Annotated in this window: 22 protein-coding genes; 8 read left to right on the top strand and 14 right to left on the bottom strand. The window is 69.7% G+C overall.

Annotated elements, in window-relative coordinates; all coding sequences use genetic code 11:
• Positions 1–6: 6 nt before the first annotated feature.
• The gene (locus QOZ81_RS11040) at positions 7–2,127 is read right to left on the bottom strand and encodes an alkaline phosphatase family protein (RefSeq protein ID WP_291206708.1); all 2,121 of its coding nucleotides are present in this window, start codon (positions 2,125–2,127) and stop codon (positions 7–9) included.
• Here QOZ81_RS11040 and QOZ81_RS11035 point away from each other — a divergent pair.
• Entirely contained in the window at positions 2,126–2,458 is a 333-nt protein-coding gene (locus QOZ81_RS11035) for a hypothetical protein (RefSeq protein ID WP_291206711.1), read from the top strand. The two genes, QOZ81_RS11040 and QOZ81_RS11035, sit on opposite strands and share 2 nt — an antisense overlap.
• Before the next feature lie 468 nt (positions 2,459–2,926).
• On the opposite strand, the gene QOZ81_RS11030 is transcribed toward QOZ81_RS11035, so the two are convergent.
• The 4 genes from QOZ81_RS11030 to QOZ81_RS11015 form a co-directional block, all read right to left on the bottom strand.
• Positions 2,927–3,757 carry a S1/P1 nuclease gene (locus QOZ81_RS11030; protein WP_291206714.1) on the bottom strand — a complete coding sequence of 277 codons (831 nt, stop codon included), beginning with the start codon at positions 3,755–3,757 and terminating at the stop codon, positions 2,927–2,929.
• Positions 3,758–3,859: 102 nt separating this feature from the next.
• A complete protein-coding gene (gene lepB / locus QOZ81_RS11025) occupies positions 3,860–4,732 on the bottom strand; it encodes a signal peptidase I (RefSeq protein ID WP_291206717.1) in 873 nt (290 codons plus the stop codon).
• A gap of 20 nt (positions 4,733–4,752) precedes the next feature.
• Complete coding sequence (locus tag QOZ81_RS11020) at positions 4,753–5,364, bottom strand: hypothetical protein (protein ID WP_291206720.1); 612 nt, start codon at positions 5,362–5,364, stop codon at positions 4,753–4,755.
• Complete coding sequence (locus tag QOZ81_RS11015; protein ID WP_441316731.1) at positions 5,364–7,922, bottom strand: Tex family protein; 2,559 nt, start codon at positions 7,920–7,922, stop codon at positions 5,364–5,366. The genes QOZ81_RS11020 and QOZ81_RS11015 overlap by 1 nt, the downstream gene beginning before the upstream one ends.
• A 197-nt stretch (positions 7,923–8,119) precedes the next feature.
• On the opposite strand from QOZ81_RS11015, the gene QOZ81_RS11010 reads away from it, so the two are divergent.
• A complete protein-coding gene (locus tag QOZ81_RS11010) occupies positions 8,120–8,608 on the top strand; it encodes a GlcG/HbpS family heme-binding protein (RefSeq protein ID WP_291206729.1) in 489 nt (162 codons plus the stop codon).
• A 12-nt stretch (positions 8,609–8,620) separates the two neighbouring features.
• Here the strand turns inward: QOZ81_RS11010 and QOZ81_RS11005 are convergent, their stop codons facing one another.
• Positions 8,621–9,637, bottom strand: a complete 1,017-nt coding sequence (locus QOZ81_RS11005) for a CobW family GTP-binding protein (protein WP_291206732.1) — start codon at positions 9,635–9,637, stop codon at positions 8,621–8,623.
• Positions 9,638–9,682: 45 nt separating this feature from the next.
• Between QOZ81_RS11005 and QOZ81_RS11000 the strand changes: the two genes are divergently transcribed.
• The 3 genes from QOZ81_RS11000 (at position 9,683) to QOZ81_RS10990 (ending at position 12,822) form a co-directional block, all read left to right on the top strand.
• The gene (locus QOZ81_RS11000) at positions 9,683–10,933 is read left to right on the top strand and encodes a 3-deoxy-D-manno-octulosonic acid transferase (RefSeq protein WP_291206735.1); all 1,251 of its coding nucleotides are present in this window, start codon (positions 9,683–9,685) and stop codon (positions 10,931–10,933) included.
• 22 nt (positions 10,934–10,955) lie between these two features.
• Positions 10,956–11,867 carry an ATP-binding response regulator gene (locus tag QOZ81_RS10995; RefSeq protein ID WP_291206738.1) on the top strand — a complete coding sequence of 304 codons (912 nt, stop codon included), beginning with the start codon at positions 10,956–10,958 and terminating at the stop codon, positions 11,865–11,867.
• A 64-nt stretch (positions 11,868–11,931) separates the two neighbouring features.
• On the top strand, positions 11,932–12,822 hold the full coding sequence (locus QOZ81_RS10990) for a hypothetical protein (protein WP_291206741.1): 891 nt from the start codon (positions 11,932–11,934) through the stop codon (positions 12,820–12,822).
• Between the two features lie 48 nt (positions 12,823–12,870).
• On the opposite strand, the gene trxA is transcribed toward QOZ81_RS10990, so the two are convergent.
• The 3 genes from trxA to ribB are packed head-to-tail and all read right to left on the bottom strand — an operon-like array spanning position 12,871 to position 14,827.
• A complete protein-coding gene (gene trxA / locus QOZ81_RS10985) occupies positions 12,871–13,191 on the bottom strand; it encodes a thioredoxin (protein ID WP_291206744.1) in 321 nt (106 codons plus the stop codon).
• Positions 13,192–13,214: 23 nt separating this feature from the next.
• On the bottom strand, positions 13,215–13,709 hold the full coding sequence (locus QOZ81_RS10980; RefSeq protein ID WP_291206747.1) for a Crp/Fnr family transcriptional regulator: 495 nt from the start codon (positions 13,707–13,709) through the stop codon (positions 13,215–13,217).
• Entirely contained in the window at positions 13,706–14,827 is a 1,122-nt protein-coding gene (gene ribB / locus QOZ81_RS10975; RefSeq protein WP_291206750.1) for a 3,4-dihydroxy-2-butanone-4-phosphate synthase, read from the bottom strand. The genes QOZ81_RS10980 and ribB overlap by 4 nt, the downstream gene beginning before the upstream one ends.
• A 114-nt stretch (positions 14,828–14,941) precedes the next feature.
• Between ribB and QOZ81_RS10970 the strand changes: the two genes are divergently transcribed.
• Genes QOZ81_RS10970 through QOZ81_RS10960 form a run of 3 tightly spaced genes read left to right on the top strand, consistent with a single transcriptional unit; the run spans position 14,942 to position 18,041 of the window.
• On the top strand, positions 14,942–16,024 hold the full coding sequence (locus tag QOZ81_RS10970) for a DUF4388 domain-containing protein (protein WP_291206753.1): 1,083 nt from the start codon (positions 14,942–14,944) through the stop codon (positions 16,022–16,024).
• A gap of 8 nt (positions 16,025–16,032) precedes the next feature.
• Positions 16,033–17,115, top strand: coding sequence for a hypothetical protein (locus QOZ81_RS10965; protein ID WP_291206756.1), 1,083 nt, complete (start codon positions 16,033–16,035; stop codon positions 17,113–17,115).
• Positions 17,112–18,041, top strand: a complete 930-nt coding sequence (locus QOZ81_RS10960; protein ID WP_291206759.1) for a cell division protein FtsX — start codon at positions 17,112–17,114, stop codon at positions 18,039–18,041. Before QOZ81_RS10965 ends, QOZ81_RS10960 begins: the two co-directional genes overlap by 4 nt.
• 10 nt (positions 18,042–18,051) lie before the next feature.
• Here the strand turns inward: QOZ81_RS10960 and QOZ81_RS10955 are convergent, their stop codons facing one another.
• The 5 genes from QOZ81_RS10955 to murC are packed head-to-tail and all read right to left on the bottom strand — an operon-like array spanning position 18,052 to position 24,272.
• Positions 18,052–18,759 carry a hypothetical protein gene (locus QOZ81_RS10955; RefSeq protein ID WP_291206762.1) on the bottom strand — a complete coding sequence of 236 codons (708 nt, stop codon included), beginning with the start codon at positions 18,757–18,759 and terminating at the stop codon, positions 18,052–18,054.
• A gap of 9 nt (positions 18,760–18,768) precedes the next feature.
• Positions 18,769–19,695 carry a carbohydrate kinase family protein gene (locus tag QOZ81_RS10950; protein ID WP_291206765.1) on the bottom strand — a complete coding sequence of 309 codons (927 nt, stop codon included), beginning with the start codon at positions 19,693–19,695 and terminating at the stop codon, positions 18,769–18,771.
• Positions 19,692–20,261: a UbiX family flavin prenyltransferase gene (locus QOZ81_RS10945; protein WP_291206768.1), complete on the bottom strand. Its 570-nt coding sequence runs from the start codon at positions 20,259–20,261 to the stop codon at positions 19,692–19,694. Before QOZ81_RS10945 ends, QOZ81_RS10950 begins: the two co-directional genes overlap by 4 nt.
• A gap of 7 nt (positions 20,262–20,268) precedes the next feature.
• Positions 20,269–22,902 (bottom strand): M14 family zinc carboxypeptidase, encoded by a 2,634-nt coding sequence (locus QOZ81_RS10940; protein ID WP_291206771.1) that lies wholly within the window; start codon positions 22,900–22,902, stop codon positions 20,269–20,271.
• Between the two features lie 2 nt (positions 22,903–22,904).
• The gene (gene murC / locus QOZ81_RS10935) at positions 22,905–24,272 is read right to left on the bottom strand and encodes a UDP-N-acetylmuramate--L-alanine ligase (protein WP_291206774.1); all 1,368 of its coding nucleotides are present in this window, start codon (positions 24,270–24,272) and stop codon (positions 22,905–22,907) included.
• Between the last annotated feature and the right edge of the window lie 56 nt (positions 24,273–24,328).

The following is a 24,328-nucleotide window of genomic DNA, read 5'->3' as shown; positions in this document are numbered from 1 at the left end:
GGGCCGCTAGTCGCGCTTGGCCTTGAGGGCGGCGTCGCGGCGATTCCGACGGCGGCTTCTCGTGGCCTTGGGGGAGATTCCAGTGGCGCGGATTCTCTGGTGGTGGGTCTGCAGCTGGGTGTGCACCCGCGTCAGATAGGTGTGGGCGTCGGCCTGGGTGGTCAGCTCCTGGACCCGGCGGGCGATCTGGGCCTTGTCGGTGGGATGGAGCCGCGCATCGATGATGCCCGCGAGTTCGACGAAGCCGCGCAGGCTCGGCCCGATGGGATGCGACTCGTCCGGATTGACGGGCTCAGCCAGGGGCCCCGTGGGTCCGCTGGGCGGGTTGCTGGCATCGTCGGCACAGTTGAATCCCGACTTCGCGGCTTCCGGCAGCGTCCAGGGGGCATCTGAGCGGGGTGCCGGGAGGGACAGGAGGTGGGAGAACTCCCTGGCCGTCGCGTCGCGATGGGTGAGCGGTGAGAGCCCGTAGATCTGTTCGATGGTGGCCAGCAGGGAGCCGTGATCGTACTGGGTGTGATCGATGAGGTTGCAGTTCTGGTCGCCGACGCCGTTCGCCTGCACGGACGGGATGAGGGGCGAGACCACGAGGGTGGGCACCCGGACGCCTTGATGATCGAAACGGAAGCCGTGCCCGTTGTTGTCGGGGTCGATGATGTCGCCCGGGGGGATGGCCGCCGGTGGTGGGACATGGTCATAGAAACCACCGTGTTCGTCATAGGTCACGACGAGCAGGCTTGAGGCCCAGTGGGGGGACCGGCGGATGGATTCGTACACGTACTTGATCAGGGCATCGCCGCGGGTGACATCGTCGAGCGGGTGCTGGCTGTTGCCGCACTGGAAGTTGGCATGGTGCGTGAACACGTGGCCGTAGTCTGGCTCGATGAACACGTAGGCGGCGCTGAAGTCGCTGTCCTGGAGATCCTCGGCGAGGTCGTCAAGGCCGTGGTAGTTGGTCGCCATGGTCGCGAGATCCATGCCGGCCAGGGCTGCAACCTGCGGGAAGGCATCGCCGTGGTAGACGCGCCAGTCGTACTCCTTGCTGTCGAGCGCATCGTAGATGGTGCCGTTCTCGAACTGGTAGCCATCGAGCTGGGAGATGGCGATCTCCGCCGTGCTGGGGCTTCGATCCAGCCCGCCGGAGGTGGCGGCGTGGAGGAAGAACCGGTTGGGCCACGTCGGCCCCGGGAGCGCGGAGAACCAGGAATCGCAGAGGGCGAAGTCGCGGGCCAGGGTGCTGATGACCGGCACCTGGTCGGCGGTGAAGCAGGCCATCACCGTGCCCAGATCCGCCAGCGCGGCGGCCTTCAACGTGGTGTCGGTCTCGGCGTTCGCCTGGTTGGCGTAGTTGTCCACGAACCCCGCCAGGGTGAGCGGACTCGGGTACACCCCCGAGTAGTCGCACTTGTCGTCGTTCGGCTTGCCCTGGATGGTCGTGGAGGCCAGCTGGAGCTGGACGTCGCAGAATTCGTGGGGGGGATCCACCGGAAGCCAGAATGGCGCCCCGGCCTGGATCCAGAAGGTCTGGCCATTGTGGATGTTGGTTTCCAGCGAGGACGGTCCATTGACCGTCGTCACCAGGCCCGTGACGGCGTCGATGCCCACTCCGAGGGTCCAGCCGACCTCGACGTCCGGGCGGGCGGTCGAGATGCCCAGCATGTGATCGAAGGACCGGTTCTCGAGGACGAGGACGAAGATGTGCTTGACCGGCCCGCCGGGTCCGAGCGGTCCGCCGAACACGTGGCACGGGATCCACAGCACGACCCACACAATGTAGGCCACGATGGTCAGGACCCAGTAGACGACCCAGGCGAAGGCCCGGCACACCCACTTCGCCAACCAGTACCACGCCTGGCAGACCCAGTTCGCCACCCAATAGAAGCCGATGCACACCCACTTCGCCAGCCAGTAGAACGCGTCACAGAACCAGCTGCACGGAGCCCAGTCGCAACACTGGTTCGAGCCTTCATCGGCCCACTGCGCGCATTTCCGCGACCCCTCGTCCCTCCAATCCGAGCAGTTCTTCGAGCCCTCGTCGGCCCACGTCGTGCACTTCGAGACCAGCCACGAGCGCCACTCGTCCCGGGTGCGGATGATGCTGTAGCGAAGCTCACCGCAGAACGACATGTCCGCCTCCCTCTGGAGCGCCAGCGAGACGGCGGAACAACCGGCCCCGTTCGAGGTGCCACTGGACTCTCGACACGAGGATGCCCGCCACCTTGCCGACGGCGGCCGCGACGAGGCTCCAGCCCAGGACCGTCGCGCCCAAGGCGATTCCTTCACCAAGGCTCGTGGCGCCACGGCGGACGGCGAGCAGGGATCCGAGGAGCAGCGCCGCGAGCAGGCAGGCCGCTCCCTCCGAGCAACCACAGGCCTGACGCAGGCGGACCAGGCGGGCCGAGGTTGTCGCCAGATCGGCATCGTCGAGAGCGGCCAGGTGGGCTGGCACCAGATCTGAGCTTCCCCGGGAGCGAAGCGATGCGAGCAGATGGGCTTCAAGCTCAGCCCGGACGACCTCGTGGGCAGGATCACGCGGGGATGTGCACGCCATGGTCACCCTCTGTGGTGGTTGATGGATATTGAAAAAAACGGCAAATAATGAATTTCGTGATCCTTTGATCAGCATCTGCCATGCCAGCTTGTTTGTTCGTTAACTAAATATTATTCATATATTTAGGCCGAGGGTCATCTTTGGGCCTGGGTCGACATGGACCCACCAGCTGACTCGCCCACTTGATGGGGCGCATTCAAGCCGCAGCGGAATGAGCACCTTATCCCGGAGTGGGTTGGTTTTGGCCCAGGCCTGCGGCCCGCTTCGTGATCCATCCCCGGTAGGACGGCCACGAAGGTCAAAACCCCATGGGTCAGGCAGTGCGGGTAGGGCGTCTGGATCCTGCCCCGGTGACTGCGGGTTCTGGTTGCCGGATCACTTTCCCGACGGTGCTGGCGGAGCCGGCTTCCCCGCGGCGATCCACGCGTTGAGGATGGCGTCGCCGAGGTGCTGGCCGGCGAGCTGGAGCTGCTGTTTCACGACGGGGCCCTGCTTGGACCAGAAGATCATCCAGTAGGCGGCGGTGCGGGCCTTGCCGCGGCCGCTCAGGGGGGTGGTGCGGTCGGCGTCGCGGTCGTCCTCCAGCAGCTGCGGAATGAGCGCGTGGGAGGCCCTGAGCCAGTCCCAGGGGCGGACGAAGAAGGCCTTGTCGGGCTGGGCGGGTGGCACCGCCAGGTCCTCGGCCGTGATGTGCCGCTCCACCAGGCCGCTCTCCCAGCGGCTGTGGACGCCCCGCTGGTTGCTGAGCTGGCCGTCGTGGTTGTCGGTGGTGTGCAGGGGCACGTGGGCGTCGCCGATGTAGTGGCCGAGGATGGCGGTGGCGAAGGTGACGCGGGCGGGATCACCGGCCCGGAAGGCATCCACCAGGTCGCGCCAGCGGTCCTGGATGATCCAGGGCACCACGCCGCGGCGGTAGAAGTCGCCGCCGAGCTTGGCCTGGGCCTCCTCCAGCGTGCGGGGCAGCTGGTCCGGTCCGCCGTAGGGTTCCAGGTCCATGAAGTGGCGCGGCCCCTCCTTGCGATCCTGCCGCCAGTGGTCGGGGTCCGAGGCGTGGTCGCAGACCTCCGCCTCGCGTCCCTGGAACCAGGCCCGGGGGCCCTCAGGCAGCGATCGGATGGCGAGGGTCGAGACGGTCCGGTGGCCCTTGTCGCCCCAGGACCAGAGGGGGGAGGTGACGAGCAGGATCAGCAGCGACAGAATTCTCATGGGGACTTGCCTCGACCTGGGGAGGAACCCCACGAAAGGTGGTTCACTGCGCGAATCCGCCATGCGGATTCGCGCAGGGGTGCCGATGGGAAACAGCCACCCCTATTCCGGGATGGTCCCGGTCCGCTCCCAGCGGGTGCGGGTGAAGAAGTGGCGGGCGGTGTCGATGAAGTCGCCGGCGACATCCTGGGGGCCGGTGGGCACGCGGCCGTTGTCGTTGTCGGTGTCGCCTTCCTTGAAGCTCCACCAGACCAGGAAGGGGCGGCCGCGCAGGTGATCCACGGGCAGGAAGCCCCAGTAGCGACTGTCCTCGCTGTTGTCGCGGTTGTCGCCCATGGCGAAGACGTGGCCCGGCGGCACGGTGATGGGGCCCAGGTTGTCCTTGAAGCCGTCCTGGCGGAGGCTGTTCATGGACTGCATCTGGTTGCGGTCATGGAGGGCCAGCACCTCGGCGTCGGCGTGGCGCCAGAGGCCCACGGGGCGCTCCACCTCCCCGGCATCGCGGGTGGGTGGCCAGGGGCCGGGGGTGGGGCCTTCCGGGCTGCGGCCGAACATGTGCTCGAAGGCACCCGTCACCTGTCTGCCGTTCACGTAGAGCCGCTTGTTGCGCATTTCGACGGTGTCGCCAGCGAGGGCCACGCAGCGCTTCACGTAGTCCTGGTCGCGGTCGAGGGGCCAGCGGAAGACGATGATGTCGCCCCGCTTCACGCCGCGCATGGGAAAGAGCGACTCCTCCCAGCCCCACTGGGGGGTGGCGAAGATGAACTTGTTGGCCAGGAGGTGGTCCCCGATCATCAGCGTGTTCCGCATGGAGGCCGAGGGGATCTTGAACTGCTGGCCCACGAAGGTCTTGAAGAACAGGATCAGCACCATGGCGAAGCAGATCACTTCGAGGTTGTCGCGCACCATGCCCTTCTCGGCGCCCGGGGGCAGGGCGATCTCGAGGTCTTCGGGGGCGGTGGTCGGTTCGGCCATGTCGGCTCCGGGGCTGGCGATCAGGGACGCTTGATGGCGGGAAGGGTGGTGAAGCCGTAGGCCACCAGCCGGTTGACGGTGACCCAGGCGCCAGCGCGTTCCTCCCGGGTCTCCACCTCACCCAGGTTGGGCAGGTAGAGCGTGCGGCGCCGGGGGCCCCGGGCCGGGCGGGACTCCACCCAGATGCCGACCGGGTCGGCCGTGACCGGCAGCAGGCCCGCGCCATCCCAGGTGGCCCGGCCGACGACCTGGAACGCCGTGCCCCGCTCCGTCCAGGCCGTGGTGGCGGGGAAGCCCGCCGGCAGGGAGACGGAGAGCACCTGGCCCTGGTCGGTCACGAGGGAGACGCCGCCATCCTTCTGGCGGAAGGTCATCGGCATCTGCCCGTGCGTGCTGGCGACATCCACCTGGATAAGGTCCGGGGGGCCGGGCGCGATGGCGGACTTGGCCACCCGCACCTGCAGGCGGTTGGCGCTGCGCTGGGGCTGGGGCTGCGAGGGATCCTCGAAGGCGAGGGTGAGGCCCTCCTCCCAGGGGCAGTAGACCTTGGGCGCCTCCGGAGGCTGGCAGGCCAGCCCCAGCAGCAGGGCGGCGGGGGCGAGGCGTGCGAATCCGGGCAGCAGCCGGGGCATCAGCGGTGGCCCTTGTTGAACCTGGCCACCAGGTCCGTCAGCGAGGCGCCGCTGGCGGGGCTGGGCGCTTCCGGCGGGTTGAAGGTCATGACCCGGGGCTCGCGCTCGGGGCGCGCGGGACGGCCACCCTCGGGGCGGGGCGGACGCGGACCCTCCGGGCGGGCGGGGCGCGCGCCTTCGGGCCTGGGCGGCCGGACGCCTTCAGGACGGGGCGGACGGGGGCCTTCGGGACGGGGTGGGCGCGGACCCTCTGGGCGGGCGGGGCGGGCACCTTCGGGCCGGGGGGGCCGTGCGCCCTCAGGACGCGGTGGTCGCGGGCCTTCGGGCCGGGGCGGGCGGGGACCGGCCTGGGCGGCGCGGGGCTGGCCCTCGGGGCGGCTGGGACGGCGACGGTGCTGCGGGGCCTGGCCGGCGCCCTCGGGCGCGGCCAGCAGGGCCTTGATGGAGAGGGCGATGCGCTTGGCCTCGAGGTCCACCGCCAGCACCTTCACCTTCACGGCCTGACCCACACTGAGGGCGTCGGCGGGGTTCTTCACGTAGCGGTGGGCGATCTCGGAGAGGTGCACCAGGCCATCCTGGTGCACGCCCACGTCCACGAAGGCGCCGAAGTCGGTGACGTTCGTGACGATGCCCTGGAGTTCCATGCCCACTTCCAGGTCGCTGGGCTTGTTCACGCCCTCGCGGAACTGCACGATCTCGAAGCGGTGGCGGGGGTCTCGGCCGGGCTTCTTGAGCTCGGCCACGATGTCCTTCACGGTCTCCACGCCAAACTTCTCATCCACGAGGAGCTTGGGATCCAGGGCGTCCAGCACGGCGTCGTTGCCGATGAGCTCGGGCACGGTCTTGCCCGCCAGCTGGCAGATGCGCTGCACCACGGGATAGCTCTCGGGGTGCACGGCAGAGGCGTCCAGGGGATCCTCGCCATCGGGGATGCGCAGGAAGCCCGCGGCCTGCTGGAAGGCCTTGGCGCCGAAGCGGCCCACTTCCATCAGCTGCTCCCGGCGCTTGAAGGCGCCGTGCTCGAAGCGGTGGGCCACGATGCCCTTGGCCAGGCCCTCGCCGATGCCCGCCACGTAGGCCAGCAGCTTGTACGAGGCGCTGTTGAGGTCCACCCCCACGCGGTTCACGCAGCTCTCCACCACGTCATCCAGGCCCTTCTTCAGGGCGGTCTGGTTCACGTCGTGCTGGTACTGGCCCACGCCGATGCTCTTGGGATCCACCTTGACCAGCTCCGCCAGGGGATCCTGGAAGCGCCGGGCGATGCTCACGGCGCCGCGCACGGTGACGTCGTGCTCAGGGAACTCCTCCCGGGCGATGTCGCTGGCGGAGTAGACCGAGGCGCCGGCCTCGCTCACGCTGATGCAGATGAGCCCGGTGCGGTTCGTCTCCTTCAGCCACTCGCGGATGAAGGCTTCCACCTCGCGGCCGCCGGTGCCGTTGCCGATGGCGATGGCCTCGATGGGGTTCTCCGTGCAGAGCTTCTCCAGCAGGGCCCGGCTGCCATCCAGGTCGCGCTTGGGCTCCAGGGGATAGATCACCTCGTTCTGCACCAGCTGGCCCAGGCGGTTGATGACCACGAGCTTGCAGCCCGTGCGGATGCCGGGGTCCACGCCCAGGGTGCAGCGCTGGCCCGCGGGGGGCGCCAGCAGCAGGTGGTCCAGGTTGGTCTGGAAGACCTTGATGGCCTCGGCGTCGGCCTTCTTCTTGGCCTCGTAGCGCACTTCCGATTCGATGGCGGGGGCCAGCAGGCGGTCGAAGGCGTCGCCGGCCACCTCGTTGAGGAAGCGGCGGTAGCCGCTGCCGGGGTTGATCTGGACCTTGGTGACCAGCTGGCTCACCAGGTTCTCGCGCTCCACCACCAGCTTCACGGTGAGGATGTCCTCCTTCTCGCCCCGGCGCAGGGCCAGCAGGCGGTGGCTGGGGATCTTCCGGATGGGCTCGGAGAAGTCGAAGTAGGGCTTGAAGCGCAGGGCGGCCTGATCGGCCTTGCGCTCTTCGCGGATCTCGGACTTCAGCACGCCATGCTCGTGGAACTCCAGGCGCAGCCAGGCGCGGATGGCGGCATCCTCGGTGAGGCGCTCGGCCAGGATGTGGCCCGCGCCCTCCATGCACTCCGAGGGGGACCGCAGGCCGTCCTCGTCCTTGATGAAGGGCTCCGCGATGATGAAGGGATCGGCGCCGCTGTCATCGGCCAGCAGGGAGTCCAGCAGGGGCTCCAGCCCCCGCTCCCGGGCCGTGGTGGCCTTGGTGCGCTTCTTGGGCTTGTAGGGCAGGTAGAGATCCTCGAGCTCGGCCTTCACCCAGGTGGTCTCGATCTTGGCCTTCAGCTCGGGCGTGAGCTTGCCCTGCTCGTCGATGGACTTGAGCACGGTGCGGCGGCGGTCCAGCAGGTCCTTGTAGTAGGCGTGGCGGTCCTCCACGGCCCGGATGGCCACTTCATCGAGGGAGCCGGTCGCCTCCTTCCGGTAGCGGGCGATGAAGGGGACCGTGTTGCCCTCCTCCAGCAATGCCACGATGGCGGCGACGCCTGCGCGGGGGAGCTTGAGCTCCTTGGCCATGAGGTCGAGCACTTGATCCACACCTGCTCCTTGCCATCCCCGTTGGAGGGAAAAGGCGATGATACCAAGGCGGCGCGGTTCTGGCTTCCCGTGGACCCGGGCTTCGGCCGGGAAGGGGATTCGCGCCGGGTGCTCCCGCCCTTGACAACCCTGGGACAGCGGACCACCGTGTGCTACCGCTTCCAAAGGAGATCCCCATGACTTCGAGGTCAAGGTTCAGCGGATGGCTCTGCGCCGGGCTCGCGCTGGGCGGGGCCAGTCTGGCCGCCCAGATGCCCAATGCCTACGGTGCGCCGATCAGCCTGGAGCAGGCGAAGAAGCCCGCAGCGGCCGCGCTTGCCGAGGCGGCCAGGAACAAGTGGACCATGGCCGTCGCCATCGTCGACACCAGCGGAAACCTCGTCTACTACGAGAAGATGGACCACACCCAGGTCGCCAGTGCCCATGTCGCCATCGACAAGGCGCGCTCGGCCGCGATCTACAAGCGCCCCACCAAGGCGCTGCAGGACGCGGTGGCCGCCGGCGGCGCGGGCCTGCGCATCCTCGCGCTCCAGGGGGCCATGCCCGTGGAAGGTGGCGTCCCCCTCATCGTCGACGGCAAGATCATCGGCGCCATCGGAGTGTCGGGGGACTCGAGCGCCAACGACAACCAGTGCGCCATGGCCGGGGCGGCCCAGCTGAAGTAGGGCGGGAAGGAATCAGCGATCCAGGATGACCTTGCGGCGCTGGCCTGCCTCGGGCCGCTCCAGGGACCGGAGGGCCTTCTTCCAGTGCAGGGCATCGAGGCCAGTGCCGATGACCACCGCCGCGCAGGCCGCGGCCGACCCGTCCCCGAGCAGGGGCAGGGGGGAGATCTCCAGGCGGCCGTCCGCCAGCTGGAAGGCCCAGCGGTCGCTGCCGTCGTTGCGCAGGGCCCAGCCTGCAAACACGCACACGCCCTTGGCCCGGAGCACTTCGCCCTGGGCGGGCGGGGCCAACAGCAGGGCCTCCAGGGCGGCGGGGTCCACGGGATGGTCCCAGGCCAGGCTGAGGGCGCGGGCCTCCGAGAAGCTGGTGGGGCTCGAGGCCGCCCAGCCCTCCGGCAGGGGGCGCACGTCACCCAGCCAGGGATCCGGGCTGCCGTCCGGGGCGATGCCGTGCCGCGTGAGGACCAGCGGGATGTGCCGGAAGGCGCTGCGCACCTCTCCCTCCCAGGCCACGGCCGCCGAGGGATCCAGGTCCGCCTTGCTGAGGTGGACGAGGCTGGCCAGGGCCGTCTGGCGGTGGAGCAGGGGCTTCGTCTTCAGGTGATCGACGGGGGTCAGGCAGGAGATCACCGTGAGCAGACCCGCCAGGCGCAGGCGCCCCTCCAGCGCCGCTTCGTGCTCGAGGTCCAGCAGGTCCGTGGGATCGGCCAGCCCCGTGGTCTCCAGCACCACGCGCTCGGGGCGCTGGCCTTCGGGCTGGTCGCACCAGGCCCGGAGCGTCGCCACGACGTCGTCACGGAGGCTGCAGCAGACGCAGCCGTTCACCAGGTTCTCCACGCCCGCCAGCTCGGGCCGCTCCGCATCGACGAGGGTGCCATCCACGCTGATGGCGCCGAACTCGTTGATGAGCACGGCCACCCTCCGCCCGGCGGCCACCTCGGCCTTCAGCAGGCGGTTCACGACCGTGGTCTTCCCGGCGCCCAGGGGGCCGGTGACGATGAGGATGTCCAGGGGCGTGCGTCCGTCCATCCATCCATGATGCCGCCCGCAGCGGAAATGTGAGAGCGTTGAAGCGTGGACACCCTCGATCTCAGCTACCGCCTGACCGCTTCCCTGGTCGGCGCCATCGCCCGGGCCTGCGCCAAGGGCCTGCCTGAAGGCTGGCGGGTCCGGCTGGAGGCCGGGGCACCGGAGCAGTCCGCGCCGGGTTGGGTCTGGCTGCACGCGGTGAGCGTGGGGGAGCTGCTGCTGGCGGATGGGCTGATCGGCCGCCTCCGTACGGCGGGGCAGCGCGTCCACGTGAGCACCGGCACACCCGCCGGCCTCGACCTGCTGGCCCGGCGGCTGCCCGCCTGGGATGCCGGCACGGGGCGGATCAGCGGGGGCGCGTTCCCCCTGGACGATCCTGCGGGTCTGGAGCCGTTCCTTCGCCAATCCCCGGGCGCCTTCATCGCGCTGGAAACCGAGCTCTGGCCCGGCCTGATCGAGGCCCTCGAATCCCGCAGCATTCCCCGGCTGGTGGTGAACGGCCGCCTGACGGAGAAGTCCCTCCAGCGCGGCGGGCCCTGGCTGCGCAGGGCGGCGGGCCGGCTCACGCTGGTGGCTGCCCGGGACCCGGAGAGCGCGGAGGCCTTCCGGCGCCTGGGCGCGCCCCGGGTCGAGCTGGGGGGCAACCTCAAGGCGGACCTGCCGCCGCCCCGGCCCCTTCCGGAAACCTGGGCGGCGCTGCGCTCGGCCTGGGCGGGCGACCCGGTCCTGGTCGCGGGGAACACGCTGGAAGGGGAGGAGGACCTGGTGCTGGGCATTTGGACGGCCGTCCGGGCCCAGGTGCCGGGCCTGCGCCTCATCCTGGCGCCCCGGCAGCCCCGGCGCTTCGACGCCGTGGCGGCGGAGCTGTCGGCGCAGGGGCTTCCCCACCGCCGCGCCTCCGATCCGTGGCCCGGGGAAGGGGCCTGGCGCGGGACCGGGATCCTTCTGCTCGATACGCTGGGCGACCTCGCCTCCGCCTACGGGGAGGGCACCCTCGCGCTGGTGGCCGGGGGCTGGGGACATCCCGGGGGACACAATCCGCTCGAACCGGTGCAGGCGGGTGTTCCGACCCTGGTCGGCCCCGGCTTCGCCAACTTCGCGGACCTGGTCCCGCCCCTGCGGGAGGCGGGCCGCCTCCAGGTGGTCGAGGCCGCGGACCTCGAGCGCGAGGTGCTGGCGCGGCTGGCGGACTCCCCCCTCCGCCCCCTGGCCCCGAAGCCCCTTCCGGAGGCGCTCACGGGGGCGCTCGAACGGACCTGGGCCTTGATCGCGCCCCATCTGCCGCCGGTTGGATAGAATCTGCCCATACGGAGCCGCCATGAACCGAAGGGCCGCGCACATCCTGCTGATCGACGATGATCCGGCCGTGCTGGACATGGTGCACTCGGCCCTGGCCCACTACGGGATGGAGGTGCATGCCTATCCGAACGCCGCCGAGGCGCTGGATCTCATGCAGAATCCCTCGGCCCCCCAGTTCGACCTGGTCATCACCGACATCAACATGGAGGGGCTGGACGGCTTCGACGTCATCCACAAGGTCAAGGCCATGCAGCCGCGCCTGCCCGTGGTGCTCATGACCGGCCAGGCCTCGGTGGACTACGCCATCCGGGCCATGCGCATGGGCGCGGCGAATCTCTTCATGAAGCCCATCGCCATTCGCGAAATGATCCAGAGCGTCTTCCACCTCGTGGATCTGCACCGGGACTTCCGGCTGGCGGATGACGGCCTGCGCGGCCTGGTGAACGAGCGGCGCCACTTCCTCTTCCGCTCGGACGAGCTCGACGTGCCCACCCTCGTGCGCCACCTGACGGACCGCCTGGTGCCCATGGGCTTCGCCTCCCTGAGCAACCTGGACGTCATCGCCATGGCCTTCCACGAGGCCCTGGTGAACTCGCTCGAGCACGGCAACCTCGAGCTGGAATCGAGCCTCAAGGGGGATCTCTTCGCGGAGGAGGACCCCTACGTGAGGCTGCGCCAGAAGCGGATGGCGGATCCCGAATACGCGGGGCGGCTCATCGAGGTGAGGCTGGCCATGGACACCGAGCGCTTCGAGCTCGAGATCAGCGACGAGGGCCAGGGCTTCGACGCCAGCCGCATCTCGCCCATGACCGGAGATTCCGACATGGTGCCCCACTGCGGCCGCGGCCTCCCGCTCATCCTGCTGGTGATGGACGAGGTGCACTTCAACGAGAAGGGCAACCAGATCCGGCTGGTGCTGCGGCGGAAGTAGGCGCCCGATCAGCAGATTCAAGGAGCCCGGGGGCGCCTCCGATAGGTGCTTCAAGGATGGTCTTGTGAATTTCCGACCCGAACCTGAGCACTCACTGGATTCCCCCTGGGGGACGCACGCCGGGGAGGACGCCTCCGCGTCGCCGGGCCGGACCGCCGAGACCGTGGAGGCCCAGTCCATCCGGGCGCATCGGAGCGTCTGCCTCTGGCTGGGCCACTACTTCGTCATGCTGACGCTCTTCCGGCTGTTCTACTCGCGGCCCGACTTCCTGCGGCGCGCCCTCGCCTTGGAATCGCTGGTGGCCCTGGTGCTGTTCTACGGCGTGGGCCTCCTGATCCATCGCCTGGTACCCCGGATGGGCGGCCTCGAGAACGTCGGGCTCCTGCTCCTGGCCATCGCCCTCGGCAACAACGTGTTCCTCATGGCCTGGCTTCCGGGCGAAGTGCAGCTGGTCAACTTCGTCCTGGTCCAGGTGGTGGCGGGGGTGACGCTCCGTTCGACCTGGCGCTTCGTGCTCGCCCAGTGCCTGTGCGTCGGCCTGGCCCTGGCCTCCCTGGCCCACTGGGTGGATCCCGGACTCCTCACGGGTAATAGCTTCATCATTCTTTCCGCCACCCTGCTCAGCACCTTGATCTGGCGGTACCTCAACCGCCTGATCGCCGCCCTGTCCCAGCTGCGGGAGAAGGACCGGGTCATCCTGCGGCAGCGGACCCGGCTCGTGCGAGAACTGCGCGACTCCCTGGCGAACATCCGCACCCTCCGGGGCCTCATTCCCATCTGCGCCCACTGCAAGCGGGTGCGGGATGACGCCGGCTTCTGGCAGCAGGTGGAAGCCTACGTCCACGAGCGGTCCGGGGCCAAGTTCAGCCACAGCATCTGTCCCTCATGCATGGTGGATGTCGCGGACGACTTCCGGCGCATGGGCATCCCTCTCAAGTCGGAGCGGAAGGCATAGAAAAAGCGCCGGACCAGGTCCGGCGCTTTTCTCTTCGGCGTGGTGGGACTAGAAGGCGCCTTCCACGAAGGCCTTCAGCTGCGGCTTGGGCTGGCCCCCGATGAGCTTGTTCACGGGCTTGCCGTCCTTGAAGACGATGAGCGTGGGAATGCTCATGATGCCGAACTGGCCGGCCACCTGGGGGTTCTCGTCCACGTTCATCTTCACGAACTTGGCCTTGCCGGTCATTTCGGCGGCCAGCTCGTCGAGGACGGGGGCGATCATCTTGCAGGGGCCGCACCAGGGGGCCCAGAAATCCACGAGGGTGACGCCCTGGGCGACGGCCTGGGGGAACTCGGCGTCAGTGATGTGGGCCACGAGATCGGACATGGGAACTCCTTTCAAGTTCAGGTTCAGGGGATGGGCAGGGGGCCGTCAGGATTGGCGCCCCCCCATTGGGCAATGGTGAAGATGTTCATGTACCGCTCGTTCGTCTCCCGCAGGCGCTGGGCGAGGACTTCGCACAGGGCGTAGAGGATCTTGAGGGCGAGCTTGTGGTAGGCGTCGATCACGGACCGGAGTTCCTGGAGGGGGATGAAGAACAGGTCCGAGTCCTCGTTGGCGATGGCGTCCGCAGCGCGGGCGGCCGAATCGATGAGGGCCATCTCCCCGAAGAAGGCAGGGGGTTCAAGCACGGCCAGGGCCTCCTCGCCCGTGGCGCCCTGTTTGGAGATCCGGACGGACCCCTTCATGACGACATAGAGGCCATCGCCGGGATCCCCTTCCCGGAAGAGGACCTCGCCAGCCTTCACCGAACGGACCTGCCCGATGATGAGGATCTGCACCCGTTCGGCCTCGTCCAGGTTCCTGAACAAGGGCGACTGGGTCAGGAAGGCGGCGTCGATCAACGCTGATCCGTGGAGAGGGGGGCCGCGGTGGGCTCCAGGGGCACGTGGGCGCAGAGGTCGAGGCCGAAGCCACGAAGGCCAATGTACTTGGTTTCATGGCGGCTGAGGAGGCGCATTTTCCCGATGCCGAGCTGCCTGAGGATCTGGGCGCCCACGCCGAAATCGCGGTCGCTCATGGCCTGCGGCTGGACCGGGCCCTCGTCGGCCACGCCGGGGGTGTGGGCATGGCGGCGGAGGTAGACCAGCGCGCCCCGGCCCTCCTTGGCCAGGACGCCCATGGCCTTCTGGAAGAGCCCCGATTCGAAGCCGTGGAGGTCGTCCGGCAGGGTCTCCACGTGGACGCGCACCAGGGGCGGTTCCCCGCCGGCGGCAAGGTCGCCCAGCACGAAGGCCAGGTGGCTGCCGCCGTCCAGCAGGCTCTGGAAGCGGTGGACCTTGAGCTCGCCCCACATGCTGGCCATGGTCCGGATCTCGAGGGGCTTCACCAGGGGCTCCTGGCGCAGGCGGTAGGCCACCAGGTCGGCCACGGTCACGAGAAGCAGGCCGTGCTGGCGGCAGAAGGGGACCAGGTCGGGCACCCGGGCCATGGTGCCGTCGTCCTTCATGATTTCGCAGATGACGCCGCTGGGGTGCAGGCCCGCCAGGCGGGCCAGGTCCACGCTGGCCTCGGTCTGGCCCGTGCGGGTGAGCACGCCGCCGGGGCGGGCCCGCAGGGGGAAGACGTGGCCCGGCTTCACGAAGTGCTGGGGCCTGGCATCCGGGGCGATGAGCGCCTGGATGGTGCGGGAGCGGTCCTGGGCGCTGATGCCGGTGGTGGTGCCCTCCCGGGCCTCCACGGACACGCAGAAGGCCGTCTCGAAGGGGCTGGTGTTGTCCCGGACCATGAGGGGGATCTGCAGCCGGTCCAGCACCGGGCCCTCGAGGGCTGCGCAGATGAGGCCCCGGCCGTGGGTGGCCATGAAGGCGATGGCTTCGGGGCTCACGTGCTCGGCGGCCAGGGTGAGGTCGCCCTCGTTCTCCCGGTCCTCGTCGTCCACCACCACGACCATCCGGCCCTGGCGGATGGCTTCGATGGCTTCCTCGATGGAGGCGAAGGGGGAGTCGGGGCGGGCGCTCATAGGACACCCAGCATCGCTCATGAGACCTCCCGGGGGAAGGGCGCACCCGGCGGTATGTGCGCAGTCCTATGGTATGGTTGGGCATCCGCTTCACCTTCACGAGAGGAACAGCCCATGTCACAGGGTGTGATCCAAGGCTCCATGCGCGAGGCGCCGCTGCCCGACATCATCCAACTCGTGAGCCAGGGGGGCAAGTCCGGGTGCTTCCACGTGCAGCAGGAGGCCTCCAAGGCCCGCATCTACCTGAAGGATGGCCGGATCATCCATGCGGTGACCCACGCCGGTGAGGGCTTCGAGGCCCTCATGGAGGTGGCGCTCTGGATCGAGGGCACCTATCGCTTCGAGGAGGTGGTGCCCGATGTCCCGGCCACCATCACCAAACCCAATGCCTCCATCCTGATGGAGCTTGGCCGCCGGATGGACGAGTGGCGGGTGATCAGCCAGAAGGTGCCTTCGGTGGACCTCTATCCGGCCTCCACCCTGTTGCCCGGCGAGACCCCCCATGACGTGAACCCCCGGGAGGCGCGCCTCCTCGCCATGGCCACCGGCTACTACACCGTGTCCGAGCTGGCCGAGCTGACGCAGAAGCCCGTGCTCACCGTCGCGAAGGACCTCTACGGCCTGGTGATGGCCGGGCACGTGGTGATGAAGGGGCTCCGGTCCGGCAAACCGCCCAAAGCGGACGCCCCGGTCAGCGAGCCCGTGCGGGAGCTCACACCCGTGTCCACCCTCCTGGGCACCGCTCCGGCCTCGGGACCGGTCAGCCCGGAATCCCGCGAGGACGAGACTGCCATCGTGCGCCTCCAGGCGCCTCCCCCCGTTCCGCAGATGCAGGGTTTCCCCGAAAGCGACGAGCCCCTTCCGGAAACCGTGGGTGGCGGCGTGGCCGGTGTGGTCCCCCCCGTGGCGGCCCCTAAGCCCGCGCCGGTCATGGATGATCCCCAGCGCATGGTCAAGCTGATGAACTTCACCCAGCGCATCGCCCAGGCCGCGAAGATGGTCCTCCCGGAGGGCCAGCACGAGATGGTCAACCGCCTCCAGGCCAGGGCCACCCAGCAGATCATCTCGGGCGATGGCCCCGAGGCCGTGAAGGGCCTGGCGCTCGCCATCAGCCGCGGCGCGGTGGATGCCGGCTGCGATGCCGACATGGTCCGCACCCTCAACACCCACCTCAAGGCGCTCTTCTCAACCAAATAGGCTTCCTGATGACTTCGCGCTTCCTGCTTGGCCTCGCGGCCGCTGTCCTGCTGCTCGCCACTGGATGCAAAGAACCGGACGGCGCCACCGGCGGCACGACCGGAGCCGCGCTCTACGCCTACGACAGCGCCACCTCGACCGTGTTCGTCTTCTCGGATCTGGGTACCGTGTACGACGGCACCGCCACGTCTGTGGCGCCCAGCAAGCAGATCACCTCCTCGGTGTTCAGCAGCAAGATCAGCAGCCTCGCCTGGGGCGGCCTCTGCCTGGATGCCACGCATGCCTACCTCTACCTCGTCTCGGATTCCGGGAACATCGTGCGCGTGAGCAACATGCGTTCCCAGAGCGGGACGGTGAACAGCCTCGAGGTGGTCTCCTTCAGCCTCTCCAACACTGGCCGCCTCTCCGGATCCACCTTCGGGCAGGCCGCCCTGGATCCTTCGACCGACACCCTGTACATCACCGAGAACAGCGGCAGCGGCACCCAGATCTGGGTCGTGGCCAATGCCAGCAGCCAGGTGCAGGATGCCTCGGTCACCCTCCAGGCGCTGCAGATGAGCGGCGACAGCGGCGGGACCGGCGTCGCCGCCGGCTCTGGATCGGTCTATGGCTTCATGCTGGACGGCAGCACGGTGGGCACCGTGGTGACCTACTCGGGCCCCCGCCTCCGCAAGGGCACCGCCTCGGCCTTCACCGATGCCAACACCCTCATCGGCAGCTCCACGCTCATCGGGAAGTACGGCTCCCTCGCCCTGGACACGAGCGGCAAGCTCTTCGTGGCCCGCCACAACACGGACGCCGGGGCTTCCACGGCCCCGATCCAGGTCTTCGCCACGGGCCTCTTCGGCCAGGCCTACAACCAGCCACCCACCTCCACGCTCGGGGATGCCACGGCCCAGGCCGATCTGCGGGTCATCGCCCACGCCGGCACCAAGGACTGGCTCGTGGGCCTCCGGGGGAACGGCACCACCGCCTACGACACGATCTTCATCTGGAAATCACCCACCGGGGGCACCGCCGCCAAGGCCATCACGGTCACGCCCGCCAGCTCCCTGTTCAAGGGCGTGGCGGTGGACGGGAACGCCTCGTGACGGGACTGCGCCTCCTGGGCCTGCTGCTCCAGGACGTCCTCCGCGACCTCTTCCGCCACCGCGGCCAGTATGTGCTGGCCGTCCTGACCCTGGCCTCGGGCCTGCTGCTGGCCGGGGGAGGCCTGTTGCTGGTGGAGAGCCTGGACCGCTTCGTGGGGCGCCTCGAAGGCATGGCCAAGGTGGTGGCGTATGCCGCCGAGGGCCGGTCCCTGGACGAGACCGCCGGCCGGCTGAAGCGGGATCCCCGCTTCCGGGAGGTCCGGCGCATGTCCGCCGAGGAGAACCGGAAGCGCTTCCTCTCCGCCACCCGTGAGGCGGGCCTGCTGCTGGAGAGCGCGGGCCAGGACGCCCTGCCCGAGAGCCTGGAGCTGACCCTGCGCCAGGATCTGGCCTCCGGTGGCAGGGCGGTGGAGGTGGGCGAGAGCCTTCGGGGCATGCCGGGCGTGGGGGACGTGCTCGTGGACCAGGAGCGGCTGGAGAACCTGCAGCGCATGGCCCGCATGCTGCGCTCCGCCCTGGCCACCCTGGGCGTCGTGCTGCTGCTGGCCGCCGGCTTCGCCACGGGCAACGTGATCCGCATGAGCATCCTCGCCCGGGAGGAGGAGATCTCGATCATGCGTCTGGTCGGCGCCTCGGAGAGCTTCATCCGCACGCCGCTGCTTCTCGAGGGCGCCTTCCTGGGACTGGTGGGCAGCCTGCTGGCCCTGCTGGGGCTCTTCGGCCTCTGGTTCCCGCTGTCGCGGGGCGTGGGCGGCCTGTCACCCCTGCTGGTGGAGCTGGCCCGCCTGGGCTTCTTCTCCTGGGGCAGCATGCTCCTGCTGGCCTTCGTGGGGGCCGCCACCGGAGCCCTGGGCGCCCTCTGGGCCTTCTGGGCCACCCGCAAGGCCCAGCGCGAGGAAGAGGCGCTGATGGAGGGCGCCGGCTAGGCTGCCTTCTTCAGCGCTTCCGGCCCCGGCCGAAGGCGGCCTCGAATTCGGCCAGGGCGACCGGATCGCTTTCGCGCTGTAGCGGCTCCCAGAACTCCTGGGGGTGGCTCTCCGCGAACTCGCTGCCCTGGGCGATGTTGAAGAAGATGTAGGCGATGAACTCCTCCTGGCGCTTCTGGATGTAGCTCCGGAAGGGGCGGCTCAGGAAACCCAGCAGGGCGCTGTCCAGGGCCGTCCAGGTCTGGAGTTCGCCCTCCAGGCCGTTGGGCCCCTCGTGGTAGCGGTAGGCCGTGACCATCTTCGCGCCCACCGCCATGGGATTGCCCATCCGCCCCCGCTCCACCCGGCCGTCAGCGATGTAGATCCGATAGCCGGGCCGCTTGTAGATGAGGGTCATGGTCCCGTGCAGGCCCCGCAGGTCGTCGACGGTGAAGGTGGCCGGGGGGACCTCGAAGGTGTAGAAGGTGGGCACGAACTGGCAGTAGCGCCACATGGCCGCGCAGAGCCGGGGCCGGTCGTAGAGCTTCTCCACCGTGGCCAGACGCACCTTCCGGGGCGGGGTCCGGATCCGGAACGTGAAGTCAAGGCGACTGAGGATGTCCTGCACTGCGGCCCGGTGCTGGGGGGCCAGGGCCTCCAGGGGCAGCGGCCCCTGGGCGGACAGGCCCGAAGCCAGGAGCAGAAGACCGAGGAACTGGGGGACCACCCGACCGCGCATGGCTCCAGGCTATCGCAGCTCTGGCGCCGGCGCAGAGGCCAGGGCGAGCGCGTCCAGGGCCCGGGCGCGGATGAGGCCCTCCGAGGTGCCCCGCAGCGTGCAGCAGTGCCGCGCGGCGAGCTGGCCGCGGCGGATGGACTCCGCCAGGGGCCGGCCCTCCAGCACGTGGCTGGTGAGGAAGCCCACGGCCAGCGAATCGCCGGCGCCGTTGGTGTCGATCAGGGGCAGGTCCGAGGGCTCGGGGGGGAAGAACCGGATGCCCTTCCGGGTGCCCAGGGCACAGCCCTGGGCGCCCATGCCGGAGACCACGATGCGCTCGGGCCGGTCCTGCAGGAAGCGCCGGATGAGCGGAGCGGGATCGGCGTGGTTGGCGGCCGAGAAGAACAGGATGTCGGATTCACGGATGAAGTCCTGCCTGTACGCATCGCCGGGATCCACCACGTCCTGCAGGTCGCAGGCGACCACCAGGCCCAGCTCCCTGGCCATGGGCAGGAGGTGGCGGGCCCAGTCTGCCAGGTGGGAATGCACCAGCCTGGCGCCGGCCATGACCTCGCGGCAGCGCGCCGGATCCGGGCGGAGGCCCGAGGCCGCGCGGGCATCGTAGAAGTTCTTCCGGCGGCCGTCCGGGTACATCACGTTGATGCTGCGGGCGGTGCCGGCGGGATCCGTGAACATGCCGCGGACATCGACGCCATCGCGGGAGAAGGCCTCGCGCACCATGGCGCCGCAGGCATCCTCGCCCAGGTTGCCGATGAAGGCCACGCGCCGCCCCAGGGCCGCGTAGCCCCGGCTGGCGTAGACCCCCGCCTGGCCGGGCGTGTCGAGGTTCTCCGTGAAGTTGGCCTCGACGCTCCAGTCCACCTCCCGCCCCGGCAGGAAGACGTTCGTGTCGACCCCGGCGCAGCCGAGGACCACCACCTCAGGGGACGGCCTCAACCCTTCCATCGCCGTGCATCCGCTTCGGACAGCCCGAGCTGATCCAGCACCCGGGTCGCGAAGGTGTCGAAGAGGTCCTCCAGGGACTTCGGCCCGCTGTAGAAGCCGGGCATGATCGGCATGACGACGCCGCCCGCGTCGTGGATGCGGAGCATGTTCTCCAGGTGGATGCGGTTCAGCGGCGTTTCCCGCAGACACAGCACCAGGGGCCGGCGCTCCTTGAGGCAGACGTCCGCCGCGCGGCTCACCAGGGACTCGCTCACGCCCGCGGCGATGCGGCCCATGGCCCCCGCGCTGCAGGGCACGATGGCCATGCCATCGTGGCGGTACGAGCCCGACGAGATGTCGGCGCCCAGGTCGCGCTCATCGCGCAGGCCCACCTTGGGCAGGGCTGCGAGGTCCTTCGGCGTCAACCCCACTTCATCAAAGAGGCAGCGCTTCCCCGTGGGCGAGAGCAGCAGGGCCACGTGTTCCACCGCCGGGCTGGCAGAGAGCCGCCGGAGGACGGCCACGCCGAAGGCCGAGCCGGAGGCTCCGGTGATGGCGAGGGTGAACCGTAATCCCATAGACGGGCTACTCCGTGACGGGGCGGTAGGGGCCGAAGAAGATGGCGTTGAAGAGGAGGCGCCGCGTGAACGGCGTCTGGGCCCGGAAGACCGGATCGCCCGCCAGCAGGATCACGGCGCCCAGGCCGGACCGCTCGCGGATGGCCCAGGCGGTCTGGTGCAGCCTGGCCTCCATGGCCTTGGGCAGGAGGCCGGAGACCTTCAGATCCTCCTTGGCGAAGTGGAGGGGGTTCTCCCCGCCCGCGCTCAGCTCGAGGATGGGATCGCTGGTGTCGAGCACCGCTGCGCCCTGGTCCGCGTGCAGGCCCCAGGCCAGGGGATGTGAGCCATCCACCCGGACCTTCAGGAAGGTGCCGGGGATGCTCTCCTCCAGGGCGCGGTCCTCCCGCTTGTCCCAGGGGCGCACTAGCTCGGCGGGATCGACCTTCGGCGCCTCCCGCTTGGGATCCTTCTCCTTCAGCCGCGCCTCCTCCGCGGCCTTGGCCAGCAGGTGGAAGCCCGTGGGCGTCAGGCCGGCCCGGGAGGCGTAGGCGGCGCCGCCCTGGAAGGCCAGCAGGGTGCCGCCCTCCGCGATCCAGGCCTTCAGCTTGGCTGCGCCGCCCTCGCCGAGGACCTGCTGCCAGGCCCTGCCCTGGGCGCTGTCGTGCCCCTGGCTGTCGTCCACCAGCACGAGGTGCGTGAAGCGCGCCAGCGGCGTGGAGCCCAGGCGATCCGTCCGCAGCTGCACGAAGGGCAGGCCCGCCTCGGTCAGGGTGTGGGCCAGGGCGCCGAAGGCGGGGGCGTCAGCGGGCCGGTCCATGAGTACGGCGATCCGGGGGGCCTTCAGGATGAGGGCGCGATTCGAGCCGAGGTCGGGTCCCGAGGTCATCTGGGCCGTATCGGTGGCGAGCACGGGGTGCCGGTTGAGCTGGCCCAGGGCCTCGAGCCTGGCCTTCAGGCCGGGGGGATTCCCGCTCTTCCGCAGGACGATGGTGCCGGCGTCGAGCTTGCGGTCCTGGAACTGGGCGGGTTCCGCCAGGGCGGTGGCCTTGAATCCCTCCAGCAGCAGCGTCGCCAGGGTGCGCTCCACGCCTTCGTGGCCGGCGGGCAGGAGGTAGCCCCAGGCGGCCTCAGCAAGGGCGGTCGGCGCGGCGTCCGGGCGGATCGCCGTGGCGACCTTCGGCCGGGCCTTGGCGCGCCAGGCGGGCACGTGGAAGGCGATGGGCAGGCTCCAGGCGGTGATGTCGTAGGTGGGCTTGGGACCCATGCGGGCCTCACCTTCGAGCAGGGCCTGGGCCAGGGCGCCCTTGGGCTGATCCAGCGGCACCAGGTAGCTGCCCGCGGGCAGGCCGGCGGACCGGGCCAGGCCGATGGGCTCGAGGCCGGACGTGGCCAGCTCGGCGGTGGTGCGCTGCACCTCGATGCCGTTCCGCTCCAGGAGCGTGGCGAGCTGACGGGCCCGGGCGGGATCGTCCCCTTCGGCGAAGAGGAAGGCGCCGGCCCTGTCGCCCAGGGCCACCTGCTCGCGCCGGGCCCGCTGGAAATCCAGGAGGAGGGGCTGGCGCTCGGCGGCGGCGGTGGCCACGGTGGCGAGGCTGGCCGCGGCGTGGCGCCGGATCCGGCTCTCCAGGGTGAGGATCTCGCCGTCCAGGCGCCGGTAGGCCACGCCGCCCTGTCCGGCCACTTCGAAGGTCATGCCCACGGCGCCCTGGAAGGTGGGCCAGGAATCCCCGTAGCCCGGGTAGAAGAGGTCGAACACGTCGCGGCTGAAATAGGCCCAGCCCCGGGCGTCGAAGGCCTGGGCCACGCCCTTGCCGAAGGCCGCCTGCCACCGTCCCGAAAAGGCCTTGGGCAGGGCCTCGTGGATGGGCTGCATGGTGGGGGGGAAGTAGTAGCTCGTTTCCGGCTGCATCTCGTGGAAGTCCGCCACCACCTGGGGGTTCCACTGCAGGAAGGCGGCGGTCTTGGCGCGGGTCTCGCCCTGGGTCTGCCAGGCCCAGTCGCGGTTCAGGTCGAAGAGCCGGTGGTTGAATCGGCCGGCGGGCCACCGGGAGGTGTTCTGGGCATCCGCCGGATCGTTGGCGATGAAGGGGGTGGTGGCCTCGGCGACGCCCTGGAGGTGGCGGGCCCGGCCATCCGGGTTCTGGGTGAGATCCATGAGGATCACCACCCGGTCCAGCTGCCTCAGCACCTCGGGGCTGCGGGCCGCGGCGAAGTGGTAGGCCACGGCCAGGGCGGCCTCGGAGCCGGAGACCTCGGAGCCGTGGACGGAATAGCCCAGCCACACGAACACGGGGCTGGTCTCGGCGATGCGCCGGGCCTCGTCCTCGGAGCAGGTCCTCGGCTCGGCGAGCCTGGCGTTCAGCGCCTTCCATTCCTCGAGGCGCTTCAGGTTCGCGGGCGAGGTGATCACGAGGAAGGGCTGCTCGCGGCCCTCCTCCGTGACGCCCAGGGTCGTCAGCCGCAGGCGATCCGGCGCGGCGGCGGCCAGCGCCCGCGCGTAGGCGAGGAGGGCCTCGTGGCTCGTGTAGCGCTGGCCCAGCTCGGGCTGGGGCACCTCCGGCCGGTGGTCGGAGGGGGGCAGCAGGCCCGCGGGCAGGCCGGCGACGAGGGTGGAGGCGCAGAGCAGGGCGGCGGGGGCGAGGCGAATCGGGACTCCCATGTTCAGTCCAGCTCGAGGAAGGCAGGACCGGCGTTGGTGATGGAACCGGCGCCGAAGGTGATCACCAGATCCCCGTTCCGGGTGAGGCGCTTGAGGGCTTCCGGCAGCTCCTCCACCCGGCCCACCAGGTGGACCTCCTTCTGGCCGTGGGAGCGCAGCGCCTCGACCACGGCGGCGCCATCCACGCCCTGGAGGGGTTGCTCCCCGGCGGGGTAGACGTCGGTGACGAGAACGCAGTCCGCCTCGAAGAAGGCGGTGCCGAACTCGTCCAGCAGGGCCCTGGTGCGGCTGTAGCGATGGGGCTGGAAGGCCGCCACCAGGCGGCGGTCGGGGAAGCCGGCCCGGGCCGCGGCCAGGGTGGCCGCGATCTCCGTGGGATGGTGCCCGTAGTCGTCCACCACCAGCACGCCGCCCCGCTCGCCCTTCAGGTGGAAGCGGCGGTCCGCTCCCGTGAAGCTGGAGAGGCTGGCCCGGATGACGTCGGGCTCCACGTCGAGCTCCAGGGCGATGCCGATGGCGGCCAGGGCGTTCAGCACCATGTGGTGCCCGGGGACGCCGAGGCTGAAGGCGCCCAGGTCCGCGCCCTGGGCCGTCACCTTGAAGTGCGTGCGGAAGCCGTCCTGCCGGATCTCCCGGGCGCGGATGTCCACCTGCGGGTGGGTGCCGTAGGTGCGGACGCGGCGTTTCAGGCGCGGCCGCACCGCGGCGGCGTTGGCATCGTCGAGGCAGAGGAAGACGGAACCGTAGAAGGGCACCTTGTTGGCGAAGGCCACGAAGGCGTCCTGGATCTCGTCCAGGTCCTTGTAGTGGTCCAGGTGCTCGCGGTCGATGTTGGTGATGACGGCCAGGGTGGGATTCAGCATGAGGAAGCTGCCATCGCTCTCGTCGGCCTCGGCCACCAGGAAGGGGCCCTTGCCCAGCTTGGCGTTGCTGCCGATGGTGCCGAGCTTGCCGCCGATGACGATGGTGGGATCGATGCCGCCCTGGTTCAGCACCTGGGCCACCATGCTGGTGGTGGTGGTCTTGCCGTGGGAGCCGGCGACGGCGATGCCGTATTTCATGCGCATGAGCTCGGCCAGCATCTCGCCCCGGGGGATCACCGGGACCTTGGCGGCATGGGCCGCCACGACCTCGGGGTTGTCACCCTTCACGGCGGAGCTGATCACCACCACCTGCGCGCCCTCGATGGCGCGGCCCTCATGGCCCAGGTGGACCGTGATGCCGAGGCTGCGCAGCCGCTGGGTGGCGGCGCTCTCCTTGAGGTCGGAGCCGGATACCTGGTAGCCCAGGTTGGCGAGCACCTCGGCGATGCCCGACATCCCGATGCCGCCGATGCCCACGAAATGGATGTGCTGGATCTTGCCGAACACCTGGAAGCCCCCATCTTGGAAAGCGCCAGCATACCGCCATGGCGGGCTGCGCGAGA

Source organism: Geothrix sp. (assembly GCF_030219325.1).
In the GTDB taxonomy this organism is placed as follows: Bacteria; Acidobacteriota; Holophagae; order Holophagales; family Holophagaceae; genus Geothrix.
The sequence above is the reverse complement of the archived record's forward strand: the minus strand, read 5'-3'. Positions and strand labels throughout refer to the sequence as shown.

Excerpts from the sequence above, each read along its gene's own strand:
- QOZ81_RS11020 (WP_291206720.1), bottom strand. The coding sequence starts at position 5,364 with ATGCCCCGGCTGCTGCCCGGATTCGCACGCCTCGCCCCCGCCGCCCTG.
- QOZ81_RS10995 (WP_291206738.1), top strand. The coding sequence starts at position 10,956 with ATGAACCGAAGGGCCGCGCACATCCTGCTGATCGACGATGATCCGGCC.
- lepB (WP_291206717.1), bottom strand. The coding sequence starts at position 4,732 with ATGGCCGAACCGACCACCGCCCCCGAAGACCTCGAGATCGCCCTGCCC.
- ribB (WP_291206750.1), bottom strand. The coding sequence starts at position 14,827 with ATGAGCGCCCGCCCCGACTCCCCCTTCGCCTCCATCGAGGAAGCCATC.
- trxA (WP_291206744.1), bottom strand. The coding sequence starts at position 13,191 with ATGTCCGATCTCGTGGCCCACATCACTGACGCCGAGTTCCCCCAGGCC.
- QOZ81_RS11040 (WP_291206708.1), bottom strand. The coding sequence starts at position 2,127 with ATGTCGTTCTGCGGTGAGCTTCGCTACAGCATCATCCGCACCCGGGAC.
- QOZ81_RS10945 (WP_291206768.1), bottom strand. The coding sequence starts at position 20,261 with ATGGGATTACGGTTCACCCTCGCCATCACCGGAGCCTCCGGCTCGGCC.
- QOZ81_RS11010 (WP_291206729.1), top strand. The coding sequence starts at position 8,120 with ATGACTTCGAGGTCAAGGTTCAGCGGATGGCTCTGCGCCGGGCTCGCG.
- QOZ81_RS11015 (WP_441316731.1), bottom strand. The coding sequence starts at position 7,922 with ATGGCCAAGGAGCTCAAGCTCCCCCGCGCAGGCGTCGCCGCCATCGTG.
- QOZ81_RS10940 (WP_291206771.1), bottom strand. The coding sequence starts at position 22,902 with ATGGGAGTCCCGATTCGCCTCGCCCCCGCCGCCCTGCTCTGCGCCTCC.
- QOZ81_RS10965 (WP_291206756.1), top strand. The coding sequence starts at position 16,033 with ATGACTTCGCGCTTCCTGCTTGGCCTCGCGGCCGCTGTCCTGCTGCTC.
- QOZ81_RS10955 (WP_291206762.1), bottom strand. The coding sequence starts at position 18,759 with ATGCGCGGTCGGGTGGTCCCCCAGTTCCTCGGTCTTCTGCTCCTGGCT.
- QOZ81_RS10970 (WP_291206753.1), top strand. The coding sequence starts at position 14,942 with ATGTCACAGGGTGTGATCCAAGGCTCCATGCGCGAGGCGCCGCTGCCC.
- QOZ81_RS11005 (WP_291206732.1), bottom strand. The coding sequence starts at position 9,637 with ATGGACGGACGCACGCCCCTGGACATCCTCATCGTCACCGGCCCCCTG.
- QOZ81_RS11035 (WP_291206711.1), top strand. The coding sequence starts at position 2,126 with ATGTCCGCCTCCCTCTGGAGCGCCAGCGAGACGGCGGAACAACCGGCC.
- QOZ81_RS11030 (WP_291206714.1), bottom strand. The coding sequence starts at position 3,757 with ATGAGAATTCTGTCGCTGCTGATCCTGCTCGTCACCTCCCCCCTCTGG.